The sequence below is a fragment of the Kitasatospora sp. NPDC022856 genome, assembly GCF_055561235.1.
Genome location: NZ_JBVHHE010000003.1, coordinates 310,642 through 330,704, shown reverse-complemented (window position 1 = coordinate 330,704; position 20,063 = coordinate 310,642). Strand labels below are relative to the sequence as shown.

The 20,063-nt window shown below is 72.3% G+C and carries 16 protein-coding genes and 1 pseudogene; 9 read left to right on the top strand and 8 right to left on the bottom strand.

The window, feature by feature from the left end:
- Window positions 1-43: 43 nt before the first annotated feature.
- Both ACZ34W_RS06370 and ACZ34W_RS06365 read right to left on the bottom strand, forming a co-directional pair.
- Complete coding sequence (locus ACZ34W_RS06370; RefSeq protein ID WP_329489651.1) at window positions 44-709, bottom strand: DUF6230 family protein; 666 nt, start codon at window positions 707-709, stop codon at window positions 44-46.
- Between the two features lie 698 nt (window positions 710-1,407).
- Window positions 1,408-2,403 carry a tetratricopeptide repeat protein gene (locus ACZ34W_RS06365; RefSeq protein WP_465602150.1) on the bottom strand — a complete coding sequence of 332 codons (996 nt, stop codon included), beginning with the start codon at window positions 2,401-2,403 and terminating at the stop codon, window positions 1,408-1,410.
- 367 nt (window positions 2,404-2,770) lie between these two features.
- Here ACZ34W_RS06365 and ACZ34W_RS06360 point away from each other — a divergent pair, with 367 nt between their 5' ends.
- Window positions 2,771-3,466, top strand: coding sequence for a TetR/AcrR family transcriptional regulator (locus ACZ34W_RS06360; RefSeq protein ID WP_329489649.1), 696 nt, complete (start codon window positions 2,771-2,773; stop codon window positions 3,464-3,466).
- 71 nt (window positions 3,467-3,537) lie between these two features.
- On the opposite strand, the gene ACZ34W_RS06355 is transcribed toward ACZ34W_RS06360, so the two are convergent.
- The 3 genes from ACZ34W_RS06355 to ACZ34W_RS06345 all read right to left on the bottom strand — a co-directional run bounded on the left by ACZ34W_RS06355 (window position 3,538) and on the right by ACZ34W_RS06345 (window position 6,448).
- The gene (locus tag ACZ34W_RS06355; RefSeq protein WP_465602147.1) at window positions 3,538-5,223 is read right to left on the bottom strand and encodes an acyl-CoA mutase large subunit family protein; all 1,686 of its coding nucleotides are present in this window, start codon (window positions 5,221-5,223) and stop codon (window positions 3,538-3,540) included.
- A 254-nt stretch (window positions 5,224-5,477) separates the two neighbouring features.
- A complete protein-coding gene (locus tag ACZ34W_RS06350) occupies window positions 5,478-5,819 on the bottom strand; it encodes a DUF3817 domain-containing protein (protein WP_329489647.1) in 342 nt (113 codons plus the stop codon).
- A 101-nt stretch (window positions 5,820-5,920) separates the two neighbouring features.
- Entirely contained in the window at window positions 5,921-6,448 is a 528-nt protein-coding gene (locus ACZ34W_RS06345) for a MarR family winged helix-turn-helix transcriptional regulator (RefSeq protein ID WP_465602145.1), read from the bottom strand.
- A gap of 499 nt (window positions 6,449-6,947) precedes the next feature.
- On the opposite strand from ACZ34W_RS06345, the gene ACZ34W_RS06340 reads away from it, so the two are divergent.
- Together ACZ34W_RS06340 and ACZ34W_RS06335 are read left to right on the top strand one after the other, a co-directional pair.
- A complete protein-coding gene (locus ACZ34W_RS06340) occupies window positions 6,948-8,588 on the top strand; it encodes a M4 family metallopeptidase (RefSeq protein WP_329489645.1) in 1,641 nt (546 codons plus the stop codon).
- A gap of 441 nt (window positions 8,589-9,029) precedes the next feature.
- A complete protein-coding gene (locus ACZ34W_RS06335; protein WP_465602142.1) occupies window positions 9,030-10,643 on the top strand; it encodes a M4 family metallopeptidase in 1,614 nt (537 codons plus the stop codon).
- A 104-nt stretch (window positions 10,644-10,747) separates the two neighbouring features.
- Here ACZ34W_RS06335 and ACZ34W_RS06330 read toward each other — a convergent pair whose 3' ends face one another.
- The gene (locus ACZ34W_RS06330) at window positions 10,748-11,080 is read right to left on the bottom strand and encodes a DUF3817 domain-containing protein (protein ID WP_329489643.1); all 333 of its coding nucleotides are present in this window, start codon (window positions 11,078-11,080) and stop codon (window positions 10,748-10,750) included.
- 242 nt (window positions 11,081-11,322) lie between these two features.
- Between ACZ34W_RS06330 and ACZ34W_RS06325 the strand changes: the two genes are divergently transcribed.
- From ACZ34W_RS06325 to ACZ34W_RS06310, 4 genes are all read left to right on the top strand, one after another.
- Complete coding sequence (locus ACZ34W_RS06325; protein WP_329489642.1) at window positions 11,323-11,961, top strand: AIM24 family protein; 639 nt, start codon at window positions 11,323-11,325, stop codon at window positions 11,959-11,961.
- Entirely contained in the window at window positions 11,961-12,611 is a 651-nt protein-coding gene (locus ACZ34W_RS06320) for an AIM24 family protein (RefSeq protein WP_329489641.1), read from the top strand. Before ACZ34W_RS06325 ends, ACZ34W_RS06320 begins: the two co-directional genes overlap by 1 nt.
- A 257-nt stretch (window positions 12,612-12,868) precedes the next feature.
- The gene (locus tag ACZ34W_RS06315; RefSeq protein WP_329492249.1) at window positions 12,869-13,678 is read left to right on the top strand and encodes an AIM24 family protein; all 810 of its coding nucleotides are present in this window, start codon (window positions 12,869-12,871) and stop codon (window positions 13,676-13,678) included.
- A 39-nt stretch (window positions 13,679-13,717) separates the two neighbouring features.
- Complete coding sequence (locus ACZ34W_RS06310) at window positions 13,718-14,233, top strand: MarR family winged helix-turn-helix transcriptional regulator (RefSeq protein WP_329489640.1); 516 nt, start codon at window positions 13,718-13,720, stop codon at window positions 14,231-14,233.
- A gap of 57 nt (window positions 14,234-14,290) precedes the next feature.
- Here the strand turns inward: ACZ34W_RS06310 and meaB are convergent, their stop codons facing one another.
- Window positions 14,291-15,247 carry a methylmalonyl Co-A mutase-associated GTPase MeaB gene (meaB, locus tag ACZ34W_RS06305; protein ID WP_329489639.1) on the bottom strand — a complete coding sequence of 319 codons (957 nt, stop codon included), beginning with the start codon at window positions 15,245-15,247 and terminating at the stop codon, window positions 14,291-14,293.
- 71 nt (window positions 15,248-15,318) lie between these two features.
- Window positions 15,319-16,527 (bottom strand): acetyl-CoA C-acetyltransferase, encoded by a 1,209-nt coding sequence (locus ACZ34W_RS06300; protein ID WP_359835717.1) that lies wholly within the window; start codon window positions 16,525-16,527, stop codon window positions 15,319-15,321.
- Between the two features lie 245 nt (window positions 16,528-16,772).
- On the opposite strand from ACZ34W_RS06300, the gene mce reads away from it, so the two are divergent.
- The gene (gene mce / locus ACZ34W_RS06295) at window positions 16,773-17,225 is read left to right on the top strand and encodes a methylmalonyl-CoA epimerase (protein ID WP_465602138.1); all 453 of its coding nucleotides are present in this window, start codon (window positions 16,773-16,775) and stop codon (window positions 17,223-17,225) included.
- Between the two features lie 583 nt (window positions 17,226-17,808).
- A pseudogene (locus ACZ34W_RS06290) lies at window positions 17,809-20,063 on the top strand (hypothetical protein); the annotation flags it as partial.

Here is a 20,063-nt window from a genome sequence, read left to right as displayed (position 1 = left end):
ACCGCGGTCGGCGGCGGGCCGGGACCCGCCGCCGGTCAACGGCCTAGTAGCACTCGTGCCCGCCGTCGGTGTGCAGGTTGAGCTTCAGGCCCTGGAGCTTGAAGGTGCCGGCCGAGGTGGCCCAGGCGGTCTGCTGCACGTTGGACAGGTCGGCCTTGTCGGCGGCCTGGGCGAAGCCCGTGGCGCCGGAGGGCAGGCCGGTACCGAGCTTGGACTTCCAGCCCTGGGTGGCGGTGCCCTTCAGGGTGGACGCGTCCTGGCCGATGTTGATGTTGGTGAACTCGGCGTCCGCGTTCAGCTGCTCCAGGTCGATCAGCAGGTTCTTGGCAGTGACCTGCTTCGCCGGGTCGTCACTCTGGCCGGCCTCCAGGCGCAGGGTGATCTTCGGCAGCTTCCACGGCAGGCCGGGGATGACGTTGGGGTCGGTCACCACGGACTGGCAGAGGCTCTTGATGGTGGCCGAGTCGAACGCCGAGATGGCCACCGGGTGCGGCGTGCCGTTGGTCTCCGCGTCGATCGAGCCGAACTGCGCGAAGTTGGAGCCGTGCAGCTCGGCCGTGGTGACCTTGAAGCTCTGGCCGGAGACGCTGAACGAAGCCGCCAGCGCGTTGTTCGCCAGCGCGACGCCCACCGCGGCGGTGGCCGCGAGGCTGGGCACCATCACCAGGGCGAAGCGCTTCCAGCGGGTCTTGCCGTAGGTCTGGGACATGCGAGTCCTCCTTCTAGGACGTACATCTCCGGCTCCCCGGCGGTGCGTCGCGCACCGGTGGGGGCCTGGGATGGGAGAGAGCTACGTCCTCGGTAGCGGAGAGCGCCGTTGGCGTCGTCGGACGCGGGAGCGGCCGGCACACAGCGGCACTCCCGTCCCTTCACCGACCGCCCTTGCGGGGCGGCGGGCAGGACCGACGACATCGGCGATCACCCCCGAGCGACAACCAGCGACCGCGCGGGCCGCGCGGCCGGTTCGAAGGACAGGAACCGCCGTGGGACCGCGGATACCCCCCTGCCCTCCCACCGCCGGCCTCGGCCGGCGGCTCACCCGGTGGGGATCCCTGGCTCCGCCCGCCGACCGGCTGTCGGGGGGCTGAACGCTGGGACCGGGCGTCGCCGATGCTGCTTGAATCCCGGGCGAAGCACAAGGGGTTCATTACTGACGGGTAATCCAACATCGGACGGCGGCGATCATGGAAATGGCCGCCCGCACACCCAGAGTGATGAATTGAAGGAACGGTGAGGACGAAATCCGCCGGAAACACCAGCGAAACACCCGTGGGCGGTCACCTGAAGTGACCACCCACGGGTGTTGTCAAGATTTGGTAAACCTCTGGACCGATGACCGGATTGTCGCCAAATCGTCAGCGACACCGCAGGTCATCCGCCGTGCCAGAACCGGCCGTTGGACGGTCCTCAGAACAGCACGCGGGCCAGCGCGCCGCGCGCCGCCGTCACTCTCGGGTCGTCGGTGCCGATCACCTCGAACAGCTCCAGCAGCCGGAGCCGGACGGTGTCCCGGTCCTCGCCGAAGGTCCGCCCGACGGTGGCCACCAGGCGCCCGAAGGCGTCCTCGACGTGACCGCCCACCAGGTCCAGGTCGGCCGCGTCCAGCTGGGCCGCGACGTCCTTCGGGTCGGCCGCGGCCGCCGCGCGGACGCCCGCCAGGTCCAGACCCTCCACCCGTTGCAGCAGCTCCGCCTGGGCCAGGCCGAGCCGGGCCTCGGTGTTGCCCGGCTCGTCGGCCAGTACGTTCCGGTACGCCTGGACGGCGCCGCCGAGGTCCCCCCGGTCCAGCGCCTCGTGCGCGGCCGCCAGGGCCGGGTCCTCCGGCAGGTACGTCTCGGCCTCGCCCGTCGCCTCGGCCGGTGCCCCGGCCCCGCCGACCACGCCGAAGCGCTGCTCGGCCACCAGGATCAGCTGGTCCAGCACCTTGCGGACGTTGGCCTCGCTCTCGGCGCCCTGGAACAGCGGCACCAGCTGGCCGGCCACCACGGCCATCACGGCCGGGACGCCCTGGATGCCGAACTGCTGGGTGAGCAGCTGGTTGGCCTCGACGTCGATCTTGGCGAGCACGATCCGGCCGGCGTACTCCTCCGCCAGCCGCTCCAGCATCGGGCTGAGCTGCTTGCACGGACCGCACCACTCGGCCCAGAAGTCGATGACCACCGGCACTTCGGTGGAGCGCTGGACGACCTCGGTCTCGAAGGTGTCCTCGGTGACATCGATGACGAGCGGGTACGCGGGCTGGGCCGGGGCGACTCCGGCCGCCTCGGCGGCCGCCGCCTGGCGGGCCCGCTCGGCCCTGGCCTGCTCGGCCTTCTGGGCGGCCTCGCCGGCTGCCTTCACTGCGGCGAGGTCGACCGCACCGCGCAGGGCGGAGCTGTTGAGACGCGAATTCCGTGGCTGCATGGCACTATCCTCCCCCGTCCGCGCCGCTGACGGGCACCAACCTCCGGAAAGTCGCACCGCGCGGGCTGCGCGGCGGCGATTCCCCAGGTGGACGGCCCGTCCCCCGGTAACCTGAACCGTTCGGCGCGGATCCCCATCCGCGCCCGCGCCGTCCCCGCCCCACGGGGTCACGGCGCCTGGTCGTCACTGCTTTCGCTACGAGTCGTAGCGTAACTGGACCGAGGCCCCCCGCCGCAACCCCGTCCCGGCGTCCCGGGACGTGAGCTGCCCCACTTTCCCGCCCGCATCCGCTGACCCCGACGGGGAACAGTCGCTACCGTTACCTGCCCCACCCATGTTACTTACCAGTACATCGCAAGGAGGCCCGGTGCCGGCCCCCCAGCCCCCCGCGACCCCGGCGTGCCCGGCGGGCCGTGAAGACCCCCCACAGGCCCCGGACGGCGCCGAGAGCACCGCCACCCGGGCCAAGGGCCGCCCGCGCAGCGCGGCCGCCGACACCGCCATCCTCGACGCCACCCGCGAGGCACTGGCCGAACTCGGCTGGGGCGGGCTGACCATGGGCCACGTGGCCACCCGCGCCAAGGTCGCCAAGACCACCCTGTACCGCCGCTGGCCCTCCAAGAACGAGCTGGTGGTGGACGCCGTCGCGAGCCTCTTCGACGAGCTGGTGATGCACGACCTCGGCAGCCTCCGGGCCGACATCGAGGCCGTGGTGGCCCAGTTCGCCGGTCTGCTGGTCCGCCCGGAGACGCAGGCCGCGCTGCTCGCGCTGTTCGCCGAGGGCACCCGGGACCGGCAGCTGCGGCGGCGGATCCGGGAGGCGATCGTGGACCCGCAGAAGCACCTGGTCCGCCAGGGCCGGGCCGCCGCCCAGGCGCGCGGCGAACTCGCCCCGGACGGCGACCCGGCGGCGGCCGCCGAGGAGATCGACATCATCTTCGACATCATCGCCGGGACGGTCGAGCACCGGGTGCTGGTCAGCGGCGAGCCGATCACCGCCGAGTGGATCCGCCGCTTCACCGAGCTGCTGCTCGGACCGTTCCCGCGGCTCCTCGCCGGCTGAGCAGGACGCCGAGAACCGCCCCGCGCGACTGCGCGGGGCGGTTCTCGGCGTCCAGGGGGCTGCCCCGTTCGTCAGAAGGAGGCGGTCTCCCGGTAGATGCCCCACTCGTCGCGCAGCGCGTTGCAGATCTCGCCCAGGGTCGCCTCCGCCCGGACGGCGTCCAGCATCGGCGGGATCATCGACGCGCCCGAGCGGGCCGCCGCCAGCATCGCGTCCAGCCCGGCCCGCACCGCCGCCTCGTCCCGGCCGGCCTTGCGCGCGGCCAGCACGCGCACCTGCTCGCGCTCGACCTCGTGGCTGACCCGGAGGATCTCCAGCTCGGGGGTGACGCTGCGCGGGTGGCAGTTGACGCCGACGACCCGCTTCTCGCCCTTCTCGACGCCCTGCTGGTACTGGAAGGCCGCCTCGGCGATCTCGCCGGTGAAGAAGCCGTCCTCGATCCCGCGCAGGATGCCGGAGGTGATCGGGCCGATCTCGTGGTCCTCGCGGCCCTTGTCCAGGATCCGCTGGAAGATCGCCTCGGCCTGCTCCTCGATCCGGTCGGTGAGCGCCTCGACGTACCAGGAACCGCCCAGCGGGTCGGCCACGTTGGTGATGCCGGTCTCCTCCATCAGCACCTGCTGGGTGCGCAGGGCGATCTCGGCGGCCTGCTCCGAGGGCAGCGCCAGGGTCTCGTCCAGCGCGTTGGTGTGCAGCGAGTTGGTGCCGCCGAGCACCGCCGAGAGGGCCTCGACCGCGGTGCGGACCACGTTGTTGTACGGCTGCTGGGCGGTCAGCGAGACCCCGGCGGTCTGGGTGTGGAAGCGCAGCCACTGCGCCTTGTCCGTCCGGGCGCCGAAGCGGTCGCGCATCCAGCGGGCCCAGATCCGGCGCGCGGCGCGGAACTTGGCGATCTCCTCGAAGAAGTCGAGGTGCGCGTCGAAGAAGAAGGAGAGGCCGGGCGCGAAGACGTCCACGTCCAGGCCCCGGGAGAGGCCGAGTTCGACGTAGGCGAAGCCGTCCGCCAGCGTGTACGCCAGCTCCTGCGCGGCCGTCGAGCCGGCCTCGCGGATGTGGTAGCCGGAGACCGAGAGCGGCTTGTACGCCGGGATGCCCTCGGCGCAGTAGGCCATCAGGTCGCCGATCAGGCGCAGGTGCGGCTCGGGCGCGAAGAGCCACTCCTTCTGCGCGATGTACTCCTTGAAGATGTCCGTCTGCAGGGTGCCGTTGAGCACCGCCGGGTCGACGCCCTGGCGCTCGGCGGCGACCAGGTACATGCAGAAGACCGGGATGGCCGGGCCGCTGATGGTCATCGAGGTGGTGACGTCGCCGAGCGGGATCCCCTTGAAGAGGACCTCCATGTCGGCGGCCGAGTCGATCGCCACGCCGCAGTGGCCGACCTCGCCGAGCGACTTGGGGTCGTCGGAGTCGTACCCCATCAGGGTGGGCATGTCGAAGGCGACCGAGAGGCCGCCGCCGCCCGAGTCCAGGATCATCCGGTAGCGCTCGTTGGTCTGCTCGGCGTTGCCGAAGCCGGCGAACTGGCGGATGGTCCACGTCCGCCCCCGGTAGCCGGTGGCGTGCAGCCCCCGGGTGTACGGGTACTCGCCGGGCCAGCCGATCCGCTCGAAGCCCTCGACCGGCTGGCCCGCGGGCGGGCCGTAGACCGGCTCGACCTCGTCACCGGAGAGGGTGGTGAAGTCCGCGTCCCGCTTGCGGGAGCTGTCGTACCGCTGCTGCCAGCGCTGCCGTCCGCGCTCGATCTCCTCGGCGTCCATGACCCCGAACTCCGCTCCGTACGGCCGCCACGGCACGTGGACGGCACAACTGTTAGGACGTCCTACCAATTTACTCGGACGTCCTAGTAATTGTCGATGGAGCCGGGGCCCAGCCGGGGGCGAACGCGCCGGAAAACGCCGAAAAGGGCCGGTTCGGGCACGAGAAGGGCCGGTTCGCGGCCCCGGAAAGCGAAGGGCGCCCCTCCCCGGTGCGGGGAGGGGCGCCCTCGAAGGCGCGGTGGACGGCGCGTGGCTCAGACGCCGGCGGCCTGCCGGGCGGCACCGGCGGCGGGGAGCCGCTCGCCGGCCTCGCGGACCACCCGGCGCTCGGCGACGAAGGAGGCGAACGGGATGCAGCCGGCGGCCAGGGTGAGGAGCATCCGGCCCAGCGGCCACTTGAGCTTCTGGCCGAGCAGGAAGGTCACCACGAAGTACCCGACGTAGAGGTAGCCGTGCAGCATCGCGACGTAGGTGGTCAGGTCCTCGGCCGTGTCGAAGCCGTACTTCGCGACCATGAAGCCGCAGAACACGAGCAGGGCCACACCGGTCGCAATGGCCAGGGCCCGGTACCAGCCCAGCAGGGGGTTCGCCTTCATACTCTTCATCGCCTCGCTCGCCGGAATGGGCCGGTACGCCCGGATCCGCGCACCGCTCCCCACGAGGGTAGCCGCCGCTTACGGGTGGGCCGTGCAGCGCCCTACTCCGCGGGCTCCGCGCCCGGCTCGGTGAAGTCCCCGGCGGCCACCCGCAGCGGCCTCAGCAGGTCGAACACCTGACGGCACTGGTCGGGGCCGTACTCCTCCAGGCCGAACTCCATCGCCATCAGCTCCCGGGTGGCCTCCTCCACGACCTCGCGGCCGCGGGCGGTGATCGCCGCGAGCACCCCGCGGCCGTCCAGCGGGTTGGGCCGGCGGCCGACCAGACCGGCCCGCTCCAGGCGGTCGACGGTGTTGGTCACGCTGGTCGGGTGGACCATCAGCCGCTCGCCGATCTTGGACAGCGAGAGCTCGCCGGTCCGGCTGAAGGTGAGCAGCACCAGCGCCTCGTACCGGGCGAACGTCAGCCCGTACGGCTTGAGCACGGCGTCCACCCGCGCGAGCAGGATCTGGTGGGCGCGCATGATCGAGGTGATCGCCGCCATCGAGGGGACTGCGCCCCAGCGGCGGGTCCAGAGCTCGTCGGCGCGGGCGATCGGGTCGAAGTCGAGTGCGAGGGGCTTGGCCACGCCCCTTACCGTACCGGCGGGCCGCCGGGGTGTTACCAGGCGTCCTGATGGTGGACAAGCGCGACACGTGGCGGGATCACGCCAGTGGGACGCACAGGTCCGTACCAGCACATTGCGGGGGTGTGAACCACCGCCAATCGCCCGCCGTCGGCCGCCCGTTGGCCGCCGATCCGGCGTTCGGCCCGTAGTCAGGCCTCGGTTCGGGCGGTAACCCGCTGCAAGGCGGGGTGGTTCGACCGGATTTGTCGCCCCGTTTACCTTCCGCCGGGCTGGCGAGACCTGGCCAATCGATGAACAAGACCTGTCATTTCACTTGTTGGATTGTCATGCTTTCGCCCAGCCCCGTTCGGCAGCCACCGCCCCACTCACCGGTGGCACCGCCGCTCGACCGCACGGAGCAGTAGCACGTCAGCGCCCGTCCCGCCCCTCAGGTGCCAACCCCGGCACCCCGGGACGCGGCGCAACCGCACATCCGCGGTTTCCCTGGAAGGACCTGTACGTGAAGCGAAAGCTCGCAGCCGGCGCCGTACTCTCCGCCACCGCCCTCCTCACCGGCGTCATCCAGGTGGGCACCACCGCCGCCCAGGCCGCCCCGACCCCCGCCGCGCAGGCGCAGGCCGCGCAGCAGCGCGAGGCGGCGATCGCCCTGGCGAGCGGTCAGGCCGGCCCGCTGGCGCAGGCCCTGGCCCTGGGCGGCCAGGAGCAACTGGTCGCCAAGGACGCCGTGGTGGACGCCGACGGCACCCGCCACCTCCGCTTCGAGCGCACCTTCGCCGGCCTGCCCGTCCTCGGCGGCGACCTGGTCGTGCACGAGGCCGCGAACGGCTCGGTCGAGGCCGTGGACAAGGCCGTCGCCGCGACCATCGAGCTGCCGAGCCTCACCCCGCAGATCCCGGCCGACAAGGCCGCCGCGCAGGCCTCCGGCGCGGTCCAGTCGACCGTCGGCATCGCCGCCGACAAGGACGAGTCGCCGCTGCGGGAGGTGCGCCAGGCCGGCGCCGCCAAGCTCGTGGTCTGGGCCGCCGACGGCAACCCGCGACTGGCGTACCAGACGGTCGTCCAGGGCCTGCGCGCCGACTCCACCCCGAGCAGCCAGCTGCTGGTCACCGACGCGGCCACCGGCGAGGTGCTCTCCACCCACGAGCAGGTGCAGACCGCGACCGGCACCGGCAAGGGCGTCTTCGTCGGCAGCGTCCCGCTGACCACCACCCAGAGCGGCTCGACCTACCAGCTCAAGGACGCCTCCCGCGGCAACCAGTCCACCAGCGACCTCAAGGGCCGCACCTCCGGCTCGGGCACGCTGTACACCGACGCGGACAACGCCTGGGGCACCGGCCTCGCCTCCAACACCCAGTCCGCCGCGGTGGACGCGCAGTTCGGCGCGGCGGCCACCTGGGACTTCTACAAGAACGCGTTCGGCCGCAACGGCATCAAGAACAACGGCGTCGGCGCCACCAGCCGGGTCCACTACGGCAAGAACTACGTCAACGCGTTCTGGGACGACTCCTGCTTCTGCATGACGTACGGCGACGGTGACGCCAACACCCACCCGCTGACCGAGATCGACGTGGCCGGCCACGAGATGACGCACGGCGTCACCTCCGCCACCGCGGGGCTCAACTACTCGGGCGAGTCCGGCGGCCTCAACGAGGCCACCTCGGACATCTTCGGCACCATGGTCGAGTTCTCCGCCAACCTCGCGACCGACAAGCCGGACTACCTGATCGGCGAGGAGATCGACATCAACGGCGACGGGACGCCGCTGCGCTACATGGACAAGCCCTCCAAGGACGGCGGCTCGGCCGACTCCTGGTCCTCCGGCGTCGGCAACCTGGACGTCCACTACTCCTCCGGCGTGGCCAACCACTTCTTCTACCTGCTGGCCGAGGGCAGCGGCGCCAAGACCATCAACGGCGTCAGCTACAACAGCCCCACCTCCAACGGCTCCACCGTCACCGGCATCGGCCGGGACAAGGCCGCCGCGATCTGGTACCGCGCGCTGACCGTCTACTTCACCTCCACCACCAACTACAAGGCCGCCCGCACGGCGACCCTGAAGGCGGCCGGTGACCTCTACGGCACCACCAGCACCCAGTACGCGGCGGTGGCCGCGGCCTGGAGCGGCGTCAACGTCAGCTGACGTCCGCTCGACAGCGCCCGGGGCCTCACTGGGAGGGGAGGCCCCGGGCGTTCGCGCGTCCGCGCCGGGCCGGGGAGGGCCGGAGCGGCGCCCGGCCCGGCGCCGTAGCAAGGGCCGCGGCGAGCGACAAGGGCGGCCGCTGGCGGGATCCCGCCAGCGGGACGAAGCACCCCGAACCGGTCACTCGGCACACCGGAACCACCCGTACCCGACGACTGGCGAGACCTGGCCAATCGCCGGCGGCGCCCTGTCCTTTCACGACCTGCGCTTGTCATGCTTCTGACCAACGCCCCGTCGACGGCTGTCGCCCCACCCACCGACCGGCCGTCGGAACCGCACGGGAGCAGCACGTCAGCGCCCTACCGCCCCACGGCGCCAACCCCGGCGCCCCGGTACGCGGCGTGACCGCGCACACGCGGTTTCGTGGAAGGAACCCCGTACGTGAAGCGAAAGCTGACAGCCGGAGCCGTACTCTCCGCCACCGCCCTGCTCGCCGGCGCCATCCAGGTCGCCGCCGCCCCCGCCCAGGCCGCCGCGCCCTCGGTGGTGCAGCAGCACGACGCGCTGATCTCGCTGGCCGGCAGCGAGGCCGCGCCGGTGGCGCAGGCGCTCGCCCTCGGCGGCCAGGAGCGGCTGGTCGCCAAGGACGCCGTGGTGGACGCCAACGGCACCCGTCACCTGCGCTACGAGCGGACCCTGGGCGGCCTGCCGGTCCTCGGCGGCGACCTGGTGGTGCACCAGAAGGCCAACGGCGCGATCACCTCAGTGGACCGGGCGTTCGGCGGGCAGCTCTCACTGCCGAGCCTCACCCCGGCGCTCTCCGCCGACAAGGCCGGCGCCCAGGCGCTCGGCGCCGTCCGGGCCACCGTCGGCATCGCCGCGGACAAGGACGAGTCGGCGATCAGCCGGGTCGACGGCGCGGGCACGGCCACCCTGGTGGTCTGGGCCGCCGACGGCAACCCGCGACTGGCGTACCAGACCGTCGTCAAGGGCGAGCGGGCCGACGGCACGCCGAGCAGCCAGCGGCTGGTCACCGACGCGGCCACCGGCGAGGTGCTCTCCACGCACGAGGAGTTCCAGACCGCGAACGGCAGCGGCAAGGGCGTCTTCGTCGGCAGCGTCCCGCTGACCACCACCCAGAGCGGCTCGACCTACCAGCTCAAGGACGCCTCCCGCGGCAACCAGTGGACGGGCAACGCCGCCAGCGGGAACGCGCTGTACACCGACGCGGACAACGTCTGGGGCGACGGGCTCGCCTCCAACACCCAGTCCGCCGCGGTGGACGCCCAGTACGGCGCCGGCGCGACCTGGGACTACTACAAGAACACCTTCGGCCGCAGCGGCATCAAGAACAACGGCGTCGGCGCGAGCAGCCGGGTGCACTACGGCTCCAACTACGTCAACGCGTTCTGGAACGACTCCTGCTTCTGCATGACGTACGGCGACGGCTCGGGCAACACCCACCCGCTGACCGCCATCGACGTGGCCGGCCACGAGATGACCCACGGCGTCACCTCCGCCACCGCCGGGCTGGTCTACTCCGGCGAGTCCGGCGGCCTCAACGAGGCCACCTCGGACATCTTCGGCACCATGGTCGAGTGGTACGCCAACCTGCCCTCGGACGTGCCGGACTACCTGATCGGCGAGCGGCTCAACCTGAACGGCAACGGCACCCCGCTGCGCTACATGGACAAGCCCTCGAAGGACGGCGCGTCCAAGGACTCCTGGTACTCCGGGGTCGGCAACGTGGACGTCCACTACTCCTCCGGCGTGGCCAACCACTTCTTCTACCTGCTGGCCGAGGGCAGCGGCGCCAAGACCATCAACGGCGTCAGCTACAACAGCCCCACCTCCAACGGCTCCACCGTCACCGGCATCGGCCGGGACAAGGCCGCCGCGATCTGGTACCGCGCGCTGACCGTCTACTTCACCTCCACCACCAACTACAAGGCCGCCCGCACGGCGACCCTGAAGGCGGCCGGTGACCTCTACGGCACCACCAGCACCCAGTACGCGGCGGTGGCCGCGGCCTGGAGCGCGGTGAACGTCAACTAGTCACCACCGGAACCACACCTGGAAACGGCGACAGGCTGCCGGGGCCCACTGGGAGAGGAGGCCCCGGCAGCCTGCCGGCCTGCCCGCGGTCGTTCGGGCGGCGATCAGGCGGTGGCGGGCTCGCGGGCGGGTGCGAGCTCGCCGCGCTCCTCCTTGGCGAGGGTCCGCTCGGCGAAGAAGCCGCCGGTGGGCAGCACCGAGAGGACGAACAGCAGGATGCCGCGCTTGGCGTCCCACTTCTGCGCCTGCCAGGCCATGATCCAGAACACCACGTACAGGACGAACAGGATCCCGTGGATCATGCCCATCACCGGCACCGCGTCGAAGCTGGTGGTGCGCTTGAGCACCGAGCAGACCAGCAGCAGGAGGAACGAGAGGCCCTCGGGGCCGGAGACCAGACGCAGGCGGTGGACGGCACTGCTGTTCACGATGGGCACCTCAGTCAGGAGTCGAAGATCACTTGTGAACCGGCTCACAAGCATCCCCGCCATTATCACCGAGCACATGTCCGACCCCGCTCCCGGGGTGCGGCGCCGGCGGGCCCGGGGTCCGGCGGCGGACACGCAGGGGATACGGAGCCGGTACAGCCGGTGTCCGACGGGCCGGTTTTGTCGCAGACAGGTACCAGAACGACCCCGCCCCCTCCCCCCGAGCTGCCGGATCCCGCTACATTGCGGCGGTGGCACAGTTTCGACTCCAAGGGTCCAAGACGCTCGCCGTCGACATGACGGGCGATGGCGTGAAAGCCAGAAACGGCTCGATGGTCGCGTACACCGGCCAGATGAACTTCAAGAAGCTCAGCGGCGGCGGTGACGGGCTGCGCGGCGTCGTGACCCGACGGCTGACCGGTGAGCAGATGACGGTCATGGAGGTGAAGGGGCAGGGCACCTGCTACTTCGCCGACCGAGCCACCGAAATCAACCTGGTCCGGCTGAACGGCGAGACGCTCTACGTCGAGTCGGACAACCTCCTCTGCACCGAGGGCACGCTGAAGACCGGCACCAGCTTCACCGGGCTCAACGGCATCTCCTCCGGGAACGGCCTGTTCACCACCAAGGTGGAGGGCCACGGCTGGGCCGCGCTCACCTCCAAGGGGCCGGCCATCATCCTGCGGGTCTCCCAGGGCATGCCGCTGCGGGTGGACCCGGGGGCGTACGTCGCGCACACCGGCAACCTCAGCCGCAGCCTCAAGTCGGGCGCCGGCTGGTCGACCTTCATCGGCGAGGGCGGCGGCGAGGCGGTCCAGGTGGAGTTCTCCGGCGAGGGCCTGGTCTACGTTCAGCCGTCCGAGAAGATCACCATCGGGGGCGACGTCTGATGCCGTTCACCAGGATCAACAACAAGATGATCGAGGCCCGGGTCGTCCCCGGGCAGCGGATGTTCAGCCAGCGCGGCGCGATGCTCGCGTACACCGGCGAGGTCCGGTTCACGCCGAACCTCACCGGCGGCCAGGGCGGCGTCATGTCGATGATCGGCCGCCGGGTGGCCAACGAGGACACCCCGCTGATGACCGTCGAGGGCCAGGGCACCGTGATGTTCGGCCACGGCGGCCACCACGTGCACGTGATCGACCTGGCCGGCGACACCCTGTACGTCGAGGCGGACCGGCTGCTGGCCTTCGAGGGCTCGCTGCAGCAGTCCACGATGTTCATGGGGTCGCAGGGCGGCGTGATGGGCATGGTCCGAGGCCAGGTGACCGGGCAGGGCCTGTTCACCACCAAGCTGGACGGCCACGGCGCGGTGGCGGTGATGGCGCACGGCGGCGTCTTCGAACTGCCGATCACCCCGCACCAGCCGGTCCACGTCGACCCCCAGGCCTACGTCGCGCACCGCGGCCAGGTCCAGAACAAGCTGTCCACCGCGCTGGGGTGGCGCGACATGATCGGACGCGGCTCCGGCGAGGCCTTCCAGCTGGAGCTGTCCGGGAACGGCACGGTGTTCGTGCAGGCGAGCGAGGAGAAGCTCTGATGTCCTACCCGCCGCAGCCCCCCTACGGGCAGCCGCACGACCCGTACGGCCAGCCGCAGCCGTACGGCCAGCCGTCGCCGTACAACCAGCCCACCCAGCCCGGCTATCCGGCCGCCCCGCCGCCGCCCGGCTACGGCCCGCCGCCCGGGCAGGGCTACCCGCAGCAGGGCTACCCGCCGCCTCCGCAGCAGCAGGGTTACCCGCAGCAGCAGCCGCAGCAGTACGCCCAGGAGCAGTACGGCGGCGCCCAGGCTCCGCTGCCGAAGGCGCCGGACGGCTCCGGCCCGGTGGTGCACGACGTGCACAGCCTGCCGGCGAACGACAACGTCAACCCGTACGCCTTCTCGGTCGACCTGAACGGGTCGTACTTCCTGCAGAAGGGCAAGATGATCGCCTACTACGGCGACATCTCCTTCAAGGGCGTCGGCGCCGGGGCGATCGACCGGATGCTCGGCCAGCACTTCAACTCGCCGATGCACGCGGCGGACTGGGTGGTCGCCGAGGGCCGGGGCAAGCTGCTGCTGGCCGACCGCGCCTTCGACCTCAACTCCTACGACCTGGAGGAGGGGAACCTGACCGTCCGCTCGGGCAACCTCCTGGCGTACGAGCCCACGCTGCGGCTCAAGCAGTCGATCATCCCCGGGTTCCTCACGCTGATCGGCAGCGGCAAGTTCGTGGCCGCGTCCAACGGGCCGGTGCACTTCGTCGAGCCGCCGATCCGGGTGGACCCGCAGGCGCTGGTCGGCTGGGCGGACTGCCCGGCGCCGTGCCACCACTACGACCACGACTACATGCACGGGGTGATCGGCGGGATCCGCCGGCTGACCGGCCTGGGCGGGGCGTCCGGCGAGGAGCACCAGTTCGAGTTCATCGGCGCCGGCCAGGTGCTGCTGCAGTCGACCGAGGTGCTGATGGCCGACCGCAACGTCGGCCAGGTGCACGCCGAGGCGGGCGTGCCGATGGGCGGGGTGCCGTCGCAGCCCGCGGCCGCGGGCCACGGCGGGGGCAACCTCAACGTGCCCGGGCTCGGTAACCTGGGCGACCTCGGGCGGCGTTTCGGCCTGTAAAGTCGTACAAGATTGAACTAAATGCGGTATGCTCGCACCATGGATACGCGCACGATCGACGCCGCCGACGTCCCCCCCTCGCAGCCGGAGGAGGGGACTCCGTGGCTCAGCGCCCGGGAGCAGCGGCTGTGGCGCGCCCACCTGGAGGTCTCCAAGCTGCTGGACTACCAGCTCAGCCGCGAACTCCAGCCGCACAACCTCGCGATCAACGACTACGAGATCCTGGTCGTGCTCTCCGAGGCACCCGAGCGGCGGATGCGGATGACCGACCTGGCCACCGCGACCCTGCAGTCCAAGAGCCGGCTCTCGCACCAGATCACGCGGATGGAGACGGCCGGGCTGGTCCTGCGGCAGGAGTGTCCGGGCGACCGGCGCGGCCTCTACGCCCACCTCACCGAGCAGGGCTGGGAGACCATGCAGAAGGTCGCCCCGGACCACGTGCGCAGCGTCCGGACGCACTTCATCGACCGCTTCAGCCCCGAGCAGCTGGACGCGATGTACCAGGCCCTGGCCCCCGTCGCCGAACACCTGCGGGACCTCCGCGGCCGGGCTTGATTTTCAAGGGGCCCGGTCGGCCGTCGGTGCGGCGGGTGACCGGGCCCCTCGTCGTGTTCAGCCCTGGGTGAGTCCGGCGACCAGTTCGTCGGCGGCGCCGTAGGGGTCCAGCTCGCCGGCCACCACCCGCTCGGCCAGGGTGGCCAGGTGGCGGTCGCCGTGCAGGTCGCCGATCCGGGAGCGCAGCGCGGCCAGCGCGATCGCCTCGATCTCGTCGCCGGCCCGGCGGCGGCGGCGCACGGCCAGCTCGCCGTGCTCCTCCAGCCAGGCGCGGTGCTTCTCCAGCGCCTCGACCACCTCGTCGACGCCCTCGCCGCGGGCCGCCACGGTCTTCACGATCGGGGGCCGCCAGTCCCCCGCCTCGCGGGTCTCGCCGAGGCCGAGCATGTGGTTCAGCTCCCGGGCGGTCGCGTCGGCGCCGTCCCGGTCCGCCTTGTTCACCACGAAGACGTCGCCGATCTCCAGGATCCCGGCCTTGGCGGCCTGGATCCCGTCGCCCATCCCGGGGGCGAGCAGCACCACGGTGGTGTCCGCCTGGGCGGCGATCTCCACCTCGGACTGGCCGACGCCGACGGTCTCCACCAGGATCACGTCGCAGCCGGCCCCGTCCAGCACCCGCAGCGCCTGCGGGGCCGACCAGGAGAGGCCGCCGAGGTGGCCGCGGGTGGCCATCGAGCGGATGAACACCTCGGGGTCGGTGGCGTGGTCCTGCATCCGGACCCGGTCGCCGAGCAGCGCGCCGCCGGAGAACGGCGAGGACGGGTCCACCGCCAGCACCCCGACCCGCTTGCCGAGCCGCCGGTAGGCGGTGACCAGGGCGGAGGTCGAGGTGGACTTGCCCACGCCGGGCGAGCCGGTCAGCCCGACGGTGTAGGCCCGGCCGGTGTAGGGGGCCAGCGCCGCCATCGCCTCGCGCAGCTGCGGGGCGGCGTTCTCGACCAGCGAGATCAGCCGGGCCACCGCACGCGGCCGACCCGCGCGGGCCTGCTCGACCAGGGTCGCGACATCGATCATCAGGAGCTCCTAGCGCCGAAGGGCCGCGGACCGCTGGTGGCGGTCCGCAGCCCCTGAGGTAAGTCGGATGATCAGGCCTTCGCGGCCTGCTCCTTCGGGACGCGGACGATCAGCGCGTCGCCCTGGCCGCCGCCGCCGCAGAGCGCGGCCGCGCCGATGCCGCCGCCGCGCCGCTGGAGTTCCAGCGCCAGGTGCAGCACCACGCGGGCACCGGACATGCCGATCGGGTGGCCGAGCGCGATCGCGCCGCCGTTGACGTTGACGATGTCGGAGGAGACGCCCAGGTCCTTGGTCGACTGGTGGGCGACGGCCGCGAACGCCTCGTTGATCTCGATCAGGTCGAGGTCGCCGACCTCCAGGCCCTCCTTGGCCAGCGCGTGCTTGATCGCGTTGGACGGCTGCGACTGCAGCGAGTTGTCCGGGCCCGCGACGTTGCCGTGCGCGCCGATCTCGGCGATCCAACTCAGGCCCAGCTCCTCGGCCTTGGCCTTGCTCATCACGACCACCGCGGCGGCGCCGTCGGAGATCTGCGAGGAGGTGCCGGCGGTGATCGTGCCGTCCTTGGTGAAGGCCGGGCGCAGCTTGGCCAGGCCCTCGACGGTGGTGTCCGCCCGGATGCCCTCGTCCTGGCTGAAGACCAGCGGCTCGCCCCTGCGCTGCGGGATCTCCACCGGGGCGATCTCGGCCTCGAAGACGCCGTTCTGCTGGGCCTTGGCGGCCCGCTGGTGGGACGCGGCGGCGATCTCGTCCTGGACGTCGCGCGGGATGCCCAGGCGGGTGTTGTGCTTCTCGGTGGACTCGCCCATCGGGATGTTCTCGTAGGCGTCCGTGAGGCCGTCGTGCGCCATCGCGTCCAGCAGCTCGATCGCGCCGTACTTGTAGCCCTCGCGGGACTTCGGCAGCAGGTGCGGGGCGTTGGTCATGGACTCCTGGCCGCCGGCCACCACGATGTCGAACTCGCCGGCCCGGATCAGCTGGTCGGCCAGCGCGATGGCGTCCAGGCCGGAGAGGCAGACCTTGTTGATGGTGAGCGCCGGGACGTTCATCGGGATGCCCGCCTTGACGGCGGCCTGGCGGGCCGGGATCTGGCCGGCGCCGGCCTGCAGCACCTGGCCCATGATCACGTACTGGACCTGGTCCCCCGCGACGCCGGCCCGCTCCAGGGCGGCCTTGATCGCGACGGCCCCGAGGTCGGCGCCGGAGAAGCCCTTGAGCGAACCGAGCAGGCGACCCATCGGGGTCCGCGCACCGGCAACGATCACAGAGGTGGTGTTGGTCATGGGACGAGCCCCTTCGCACGTCGTGGCCAGGTGAGGATTCCGCTCAATGTACTGACCTGCTACCCGTCCGTCACCGGACCGACGGTGTGATCGAGCGCACTGGCACGATCCAGTCAACACCGTGTCAACCCGGTCCGGGTGAACCCCGCCCGTGTGAGCAGGCTCGCACCCGGATCGCTGGCGCACCCCGGCCGCATGCGCTGCACTGTTGCCGTCCCGTAGCCCGCCCAGACCCGGAGGCCACCGTGCTCACCCGCATCGACCACATCGGCATCGCCTGCCGAGACCTCGACAAGACGGTCGAGTTCTACCGCGCCACCTACGGCTTCGAGGTGTTCCACAGCGAGGTCAACGAGGAGCAGGGGGTGCGCGAGGCCATGCTCAAGATCAACGACACCGGTGACGGCGGCGCCTCCTACCTCCAGCTGCTGGAGCCCACCCGGCCCGACTCCGCCGTCGGCAAGTGGATGGAGAAGAACGGCGAGGGCGTCCACCACATCGCGTTCGGCACCGCCGACGTCGACGGCGACTCCGAGTCCATCCGCGCCAAGGGCATCCGGGTCCTCTACGAGCAGCCCCGGATCGGCTCGATGGGCTCCCGGATCACCTTCCTCCACCCCAAGGACTGCGGCGGTGTGCTGACCGAGCTGGTCACCGCCGCAGAGCCCGGCGAGCACGACGAGCACGACGAGCACTGACCCGCACCCGGGTGCCGTCGGGTTCCGACGGCACCCGCCGGGGGTCCGCCCAGGGCCCGCCGAGGGGCCCGCGGCCCTCATGACCCGTCAGTAATGTCGCCCGATGCCCGGAAAACCCCTACGCGGCCATTCCCCCGTGGGACGCTCCCACTACAATGCCCAGGTGCGCGAAGACTCCGGGGGACGGAGGCGACGGGCACGGCCGATGACAGGCCTGTCCGCCCAGCGGTGGACCGGCCCGTCGCAGGGGAGTCCATTACGCGGGCACGGCTGAACAGTCGCAGTTCGGATCTGTCACCATTCTCCACAAGGCAAGAGTTCGCCCAGGAGTCCACCCGGACGGGGGAACGCGGCACGACCGCGCTCCGACGCCCAGGACTTCGACAACCGTGGCGGACGCCCCCGACCAGAACAGGGGCCGTCCACCGGCTGCGGATGCAAGGACCAGTCGGACCGGGGCCCCGGACACGGGAGCCGGGGTGCGGCCGGGTCGAGGACGCGACCAGGAGATGGATGGGACCGCGGAGTGCGGGGCTACGACCGCTACGAGGTTGACGATCACCTCTCCCAGTTCGAGGCCGAGATGGATCGGACTCGCAAGGAGCGGGACAAGACCGTCGAGCATGCCGAGGACCTCGCCTACCAGGTGGAGGTGCTCCGGGCCAAGCTGCACGAGTCCCGTCGCATGCTCGCCCAGCCGCGTGCTTTCGACGCCGTCTCCGGCCAGGCCGAGCAGCTGCTCCGCACCGCCGAGATGCAGGCCCAGCAGCTGCGTGCCGACGCCGAGCGGCAGCTGCGCGACTCCCAGCAGGCCACCCAGCGCCTGATGGCCGAGGCCGCCGAGCGCACCGCCCGGCTGGAGGCCGAGCTGGCCGCCCGCCGCCGCCAGCTGGAGGACGAGCTCACCGAGCTGCGGCGCAGCGCCGAACAGCACGTCAACGAGAACGTCAACTGGGCCGAGCAGACCCGGGCCGGCACCGAGCAGGAGGCCCAGCGCCTGCTCCAGGAGGCCCGCGCCGAGGCCGAGCGGATGATGGCCGCGGCCCGCGCCGAGGCCGCCGCGCTGTCCGACCACGCCCGCGCCCAGACCGCCGCCGACGTCGACGCCGCCCGCGGTGAGGCCCAGGCCGCCGCCGAGGCCGCCCTCCACCGCGCCCAGACCGACGCCGAGCGCCTGCTGCGCGCCGCCTCCGAGCAGGCCCAGCAGGCCGGCGCCCAGGCCGCCGCCGACGTGAACGCCGCCCGCGGCGAGGCCCAGCAGCAGCTGGCCGCCGCGCACGCCGCCGCCGAACAGCAGCTCGCCGCCGCGCAGGCCGAGATCGGCCGGCTCAAGGAGCACGCCAGCGCCGAGCAGGCCCGCGCCGAGGAGGCTCTCGCCCACGCCCAGGCCGAGATCGAGCGGCTGCGCGCCGAGGCGATCGCCGAGGCCGAGCGCACCCGTCGGGAGTCCGCCGAGCTGCGCGCCCAGGCCGAGGCCGCCGCCGAGCAGCTCCAGGCCGATGCCGAGGCCGCCGCCGTCCGCAAGGTCGCCGACGGCGAGGCCGCCAGCGAGCAGCGCTCGCAGACCGCCCGCGCCGAGGTCGCCAGGATGGTCGCCCAGGCGACCAAGCAGGCCGAGGCCATCCGGGCCGAGGCTGCCACCAAGCAGGCCGAGGCGGAGGCCGCCAAGGCGGCCGCCGCCGAGGAGAGCGAACGGCTGCGCGCCACCGCCGAGTCGGTCGCCGGCCAGCTGCGGTCCGAGGCCGAGGCCGCCATCGCGGAGCTGCGCTCGCAGGCCGAGCGCGACGTCGCCGAGCTGCGGGCCCAGGCCGAGGCCGCCGCCGAGCAGCTGCGCAGCGAGGCCGAGGAGGCCGGCCGGGCGGCCGGCGCCAAGGACGCCACCGTCCACCTCGCCAAGGCCGCCAAGACGGCCGAGGAGATGCTGGGCCGGGCCAACCAGGACGCCGAGACCGCCAGGGCCGAGGCCACCACGGAGGCCGAGCGGATCCGCGCCGAGGCCGCCGCCGAGGCGGAGCGGCTGCGCGAGCAGGCGCAGGCCGCCGTCGAGCAGGCCCAGAACGCCGCCCTGGACGACGCGGCCGGCATCCGCGAGCGGGTCCGGCAGATGCAGGACGAGGCCGCCCGGCTGCGGGCCGAGGCCGAGGACCTGCGCGCCCAGGCCGCCGCCGAGGCCGACCGGGTCCGCGGCGAGGCCCGCCGGCAGGCCGTCGTGCAGATCGAGGAGTCGGCGAAGAACGCCGAGGAGCTGCTGACCAGGGCCAAGACGGACGCGGACGAGCTGCGCGCCGGCGCGGCCGCCGAGATCGAGCGGCTGCGCGAGCAGACCAAGCAGCAGGCCGCCGAGACCCAGGGCCGCGCCGAGCAGACCCTCGACCGGGCCCGCGCCGAGGCCGAGAAGATCGTCGCCGGTGCCGAGCAGCAGGGCCAGGACGCGCTCGCCGCGGCCAAGGCCGCGGCCGCCGAGAACCGCTCCGCCGCCGAGCGTGAGACCGCCGAACTGCGCCGCGAGGCAACCGAGTTCGATCAGCGGGTGCGGGCCGGGGCGAACGCCGACGCGCAGGCCGTCCGGGCCGACGCGCAGGCCGAGGCCACCGCCGTGCTGGACGCCGCGGTCGCCGACGCCGAACGGCTGCGCGCCGAGGCCGACGCCGAGCTGGCCCGGACCCGGGCCGAGGCCGACGCCGCCGCCGAGGCGCTGCGCGAGGAGAGCCGGCGCGAGCGCGAGGAGGCCGCCGCCGGTCTGCTCCGCGAGCGCGAGGAGACCGCCGAGCAGCTGGCCGCCGCCCGAACCGCCCGCGAGCAGGCCGAGACGGCCGCCGCCGAACTCACCGAGCGCAC

Coding starts and splice junctions, on each gene's coding strand:
- ACZ34W_RS06350 (WP_329489647.1), bottom strand. CDS start 5,819: ATGAAGGCGAACCCCCTGCTGGGCTGGTACCGGGCCCTGGCCATTGCG.
- ACZ34W_RS06310 (WP_329489640.1), top strand. CDS start 13,718: ATGGATACGCGCACGATCGACGCCGCCGACGTCCCCCCCTCGCAGCCG.
- meaB (WP_329489639.1), bottom strand. CDS start 15,247: ATGATCGATGTCGCGACCCTGGTCGAGCAGGCCCGCGCGGGTCGGCCG.
- ACZ34W_RS06320 (WP_329489641.1), top strand. CDS start 11,961: ATGCCGTTCACCAGGATCAACAACAAGATGATCGAGGCCCGGGTCGTC.
- ACZ34W_RS06370 (WP_329489651.1), bottom strand. CDS start 709: ATGTCCCAGACCTACGGCAAGACCCGCTGGAAGCGCTTCGCCCTGGTG.
- ACZ34W_RS06300 (WP_359835717.1), bottom strand. CDS start 16,527: ATGACCAACACCACCTCTGTGATCGTTGCCGGTGCGCGGACCCCGATG.
- ACZ34W_RS06355 (WP_465602147.1), bottom strand. CDS start 5,223: ATGGACGCCGAGGAGATCGAGCGCGGACGGCAGCGCTGGCAGCAGCGG.
- ACZ34W_RS06365 (WP_465602150.1), bottom strand. CDS start 2,403: ATGCAGCCACGGAATTCGCGTCTCAACAGCTCCGCCCTGCGCGGTGCG.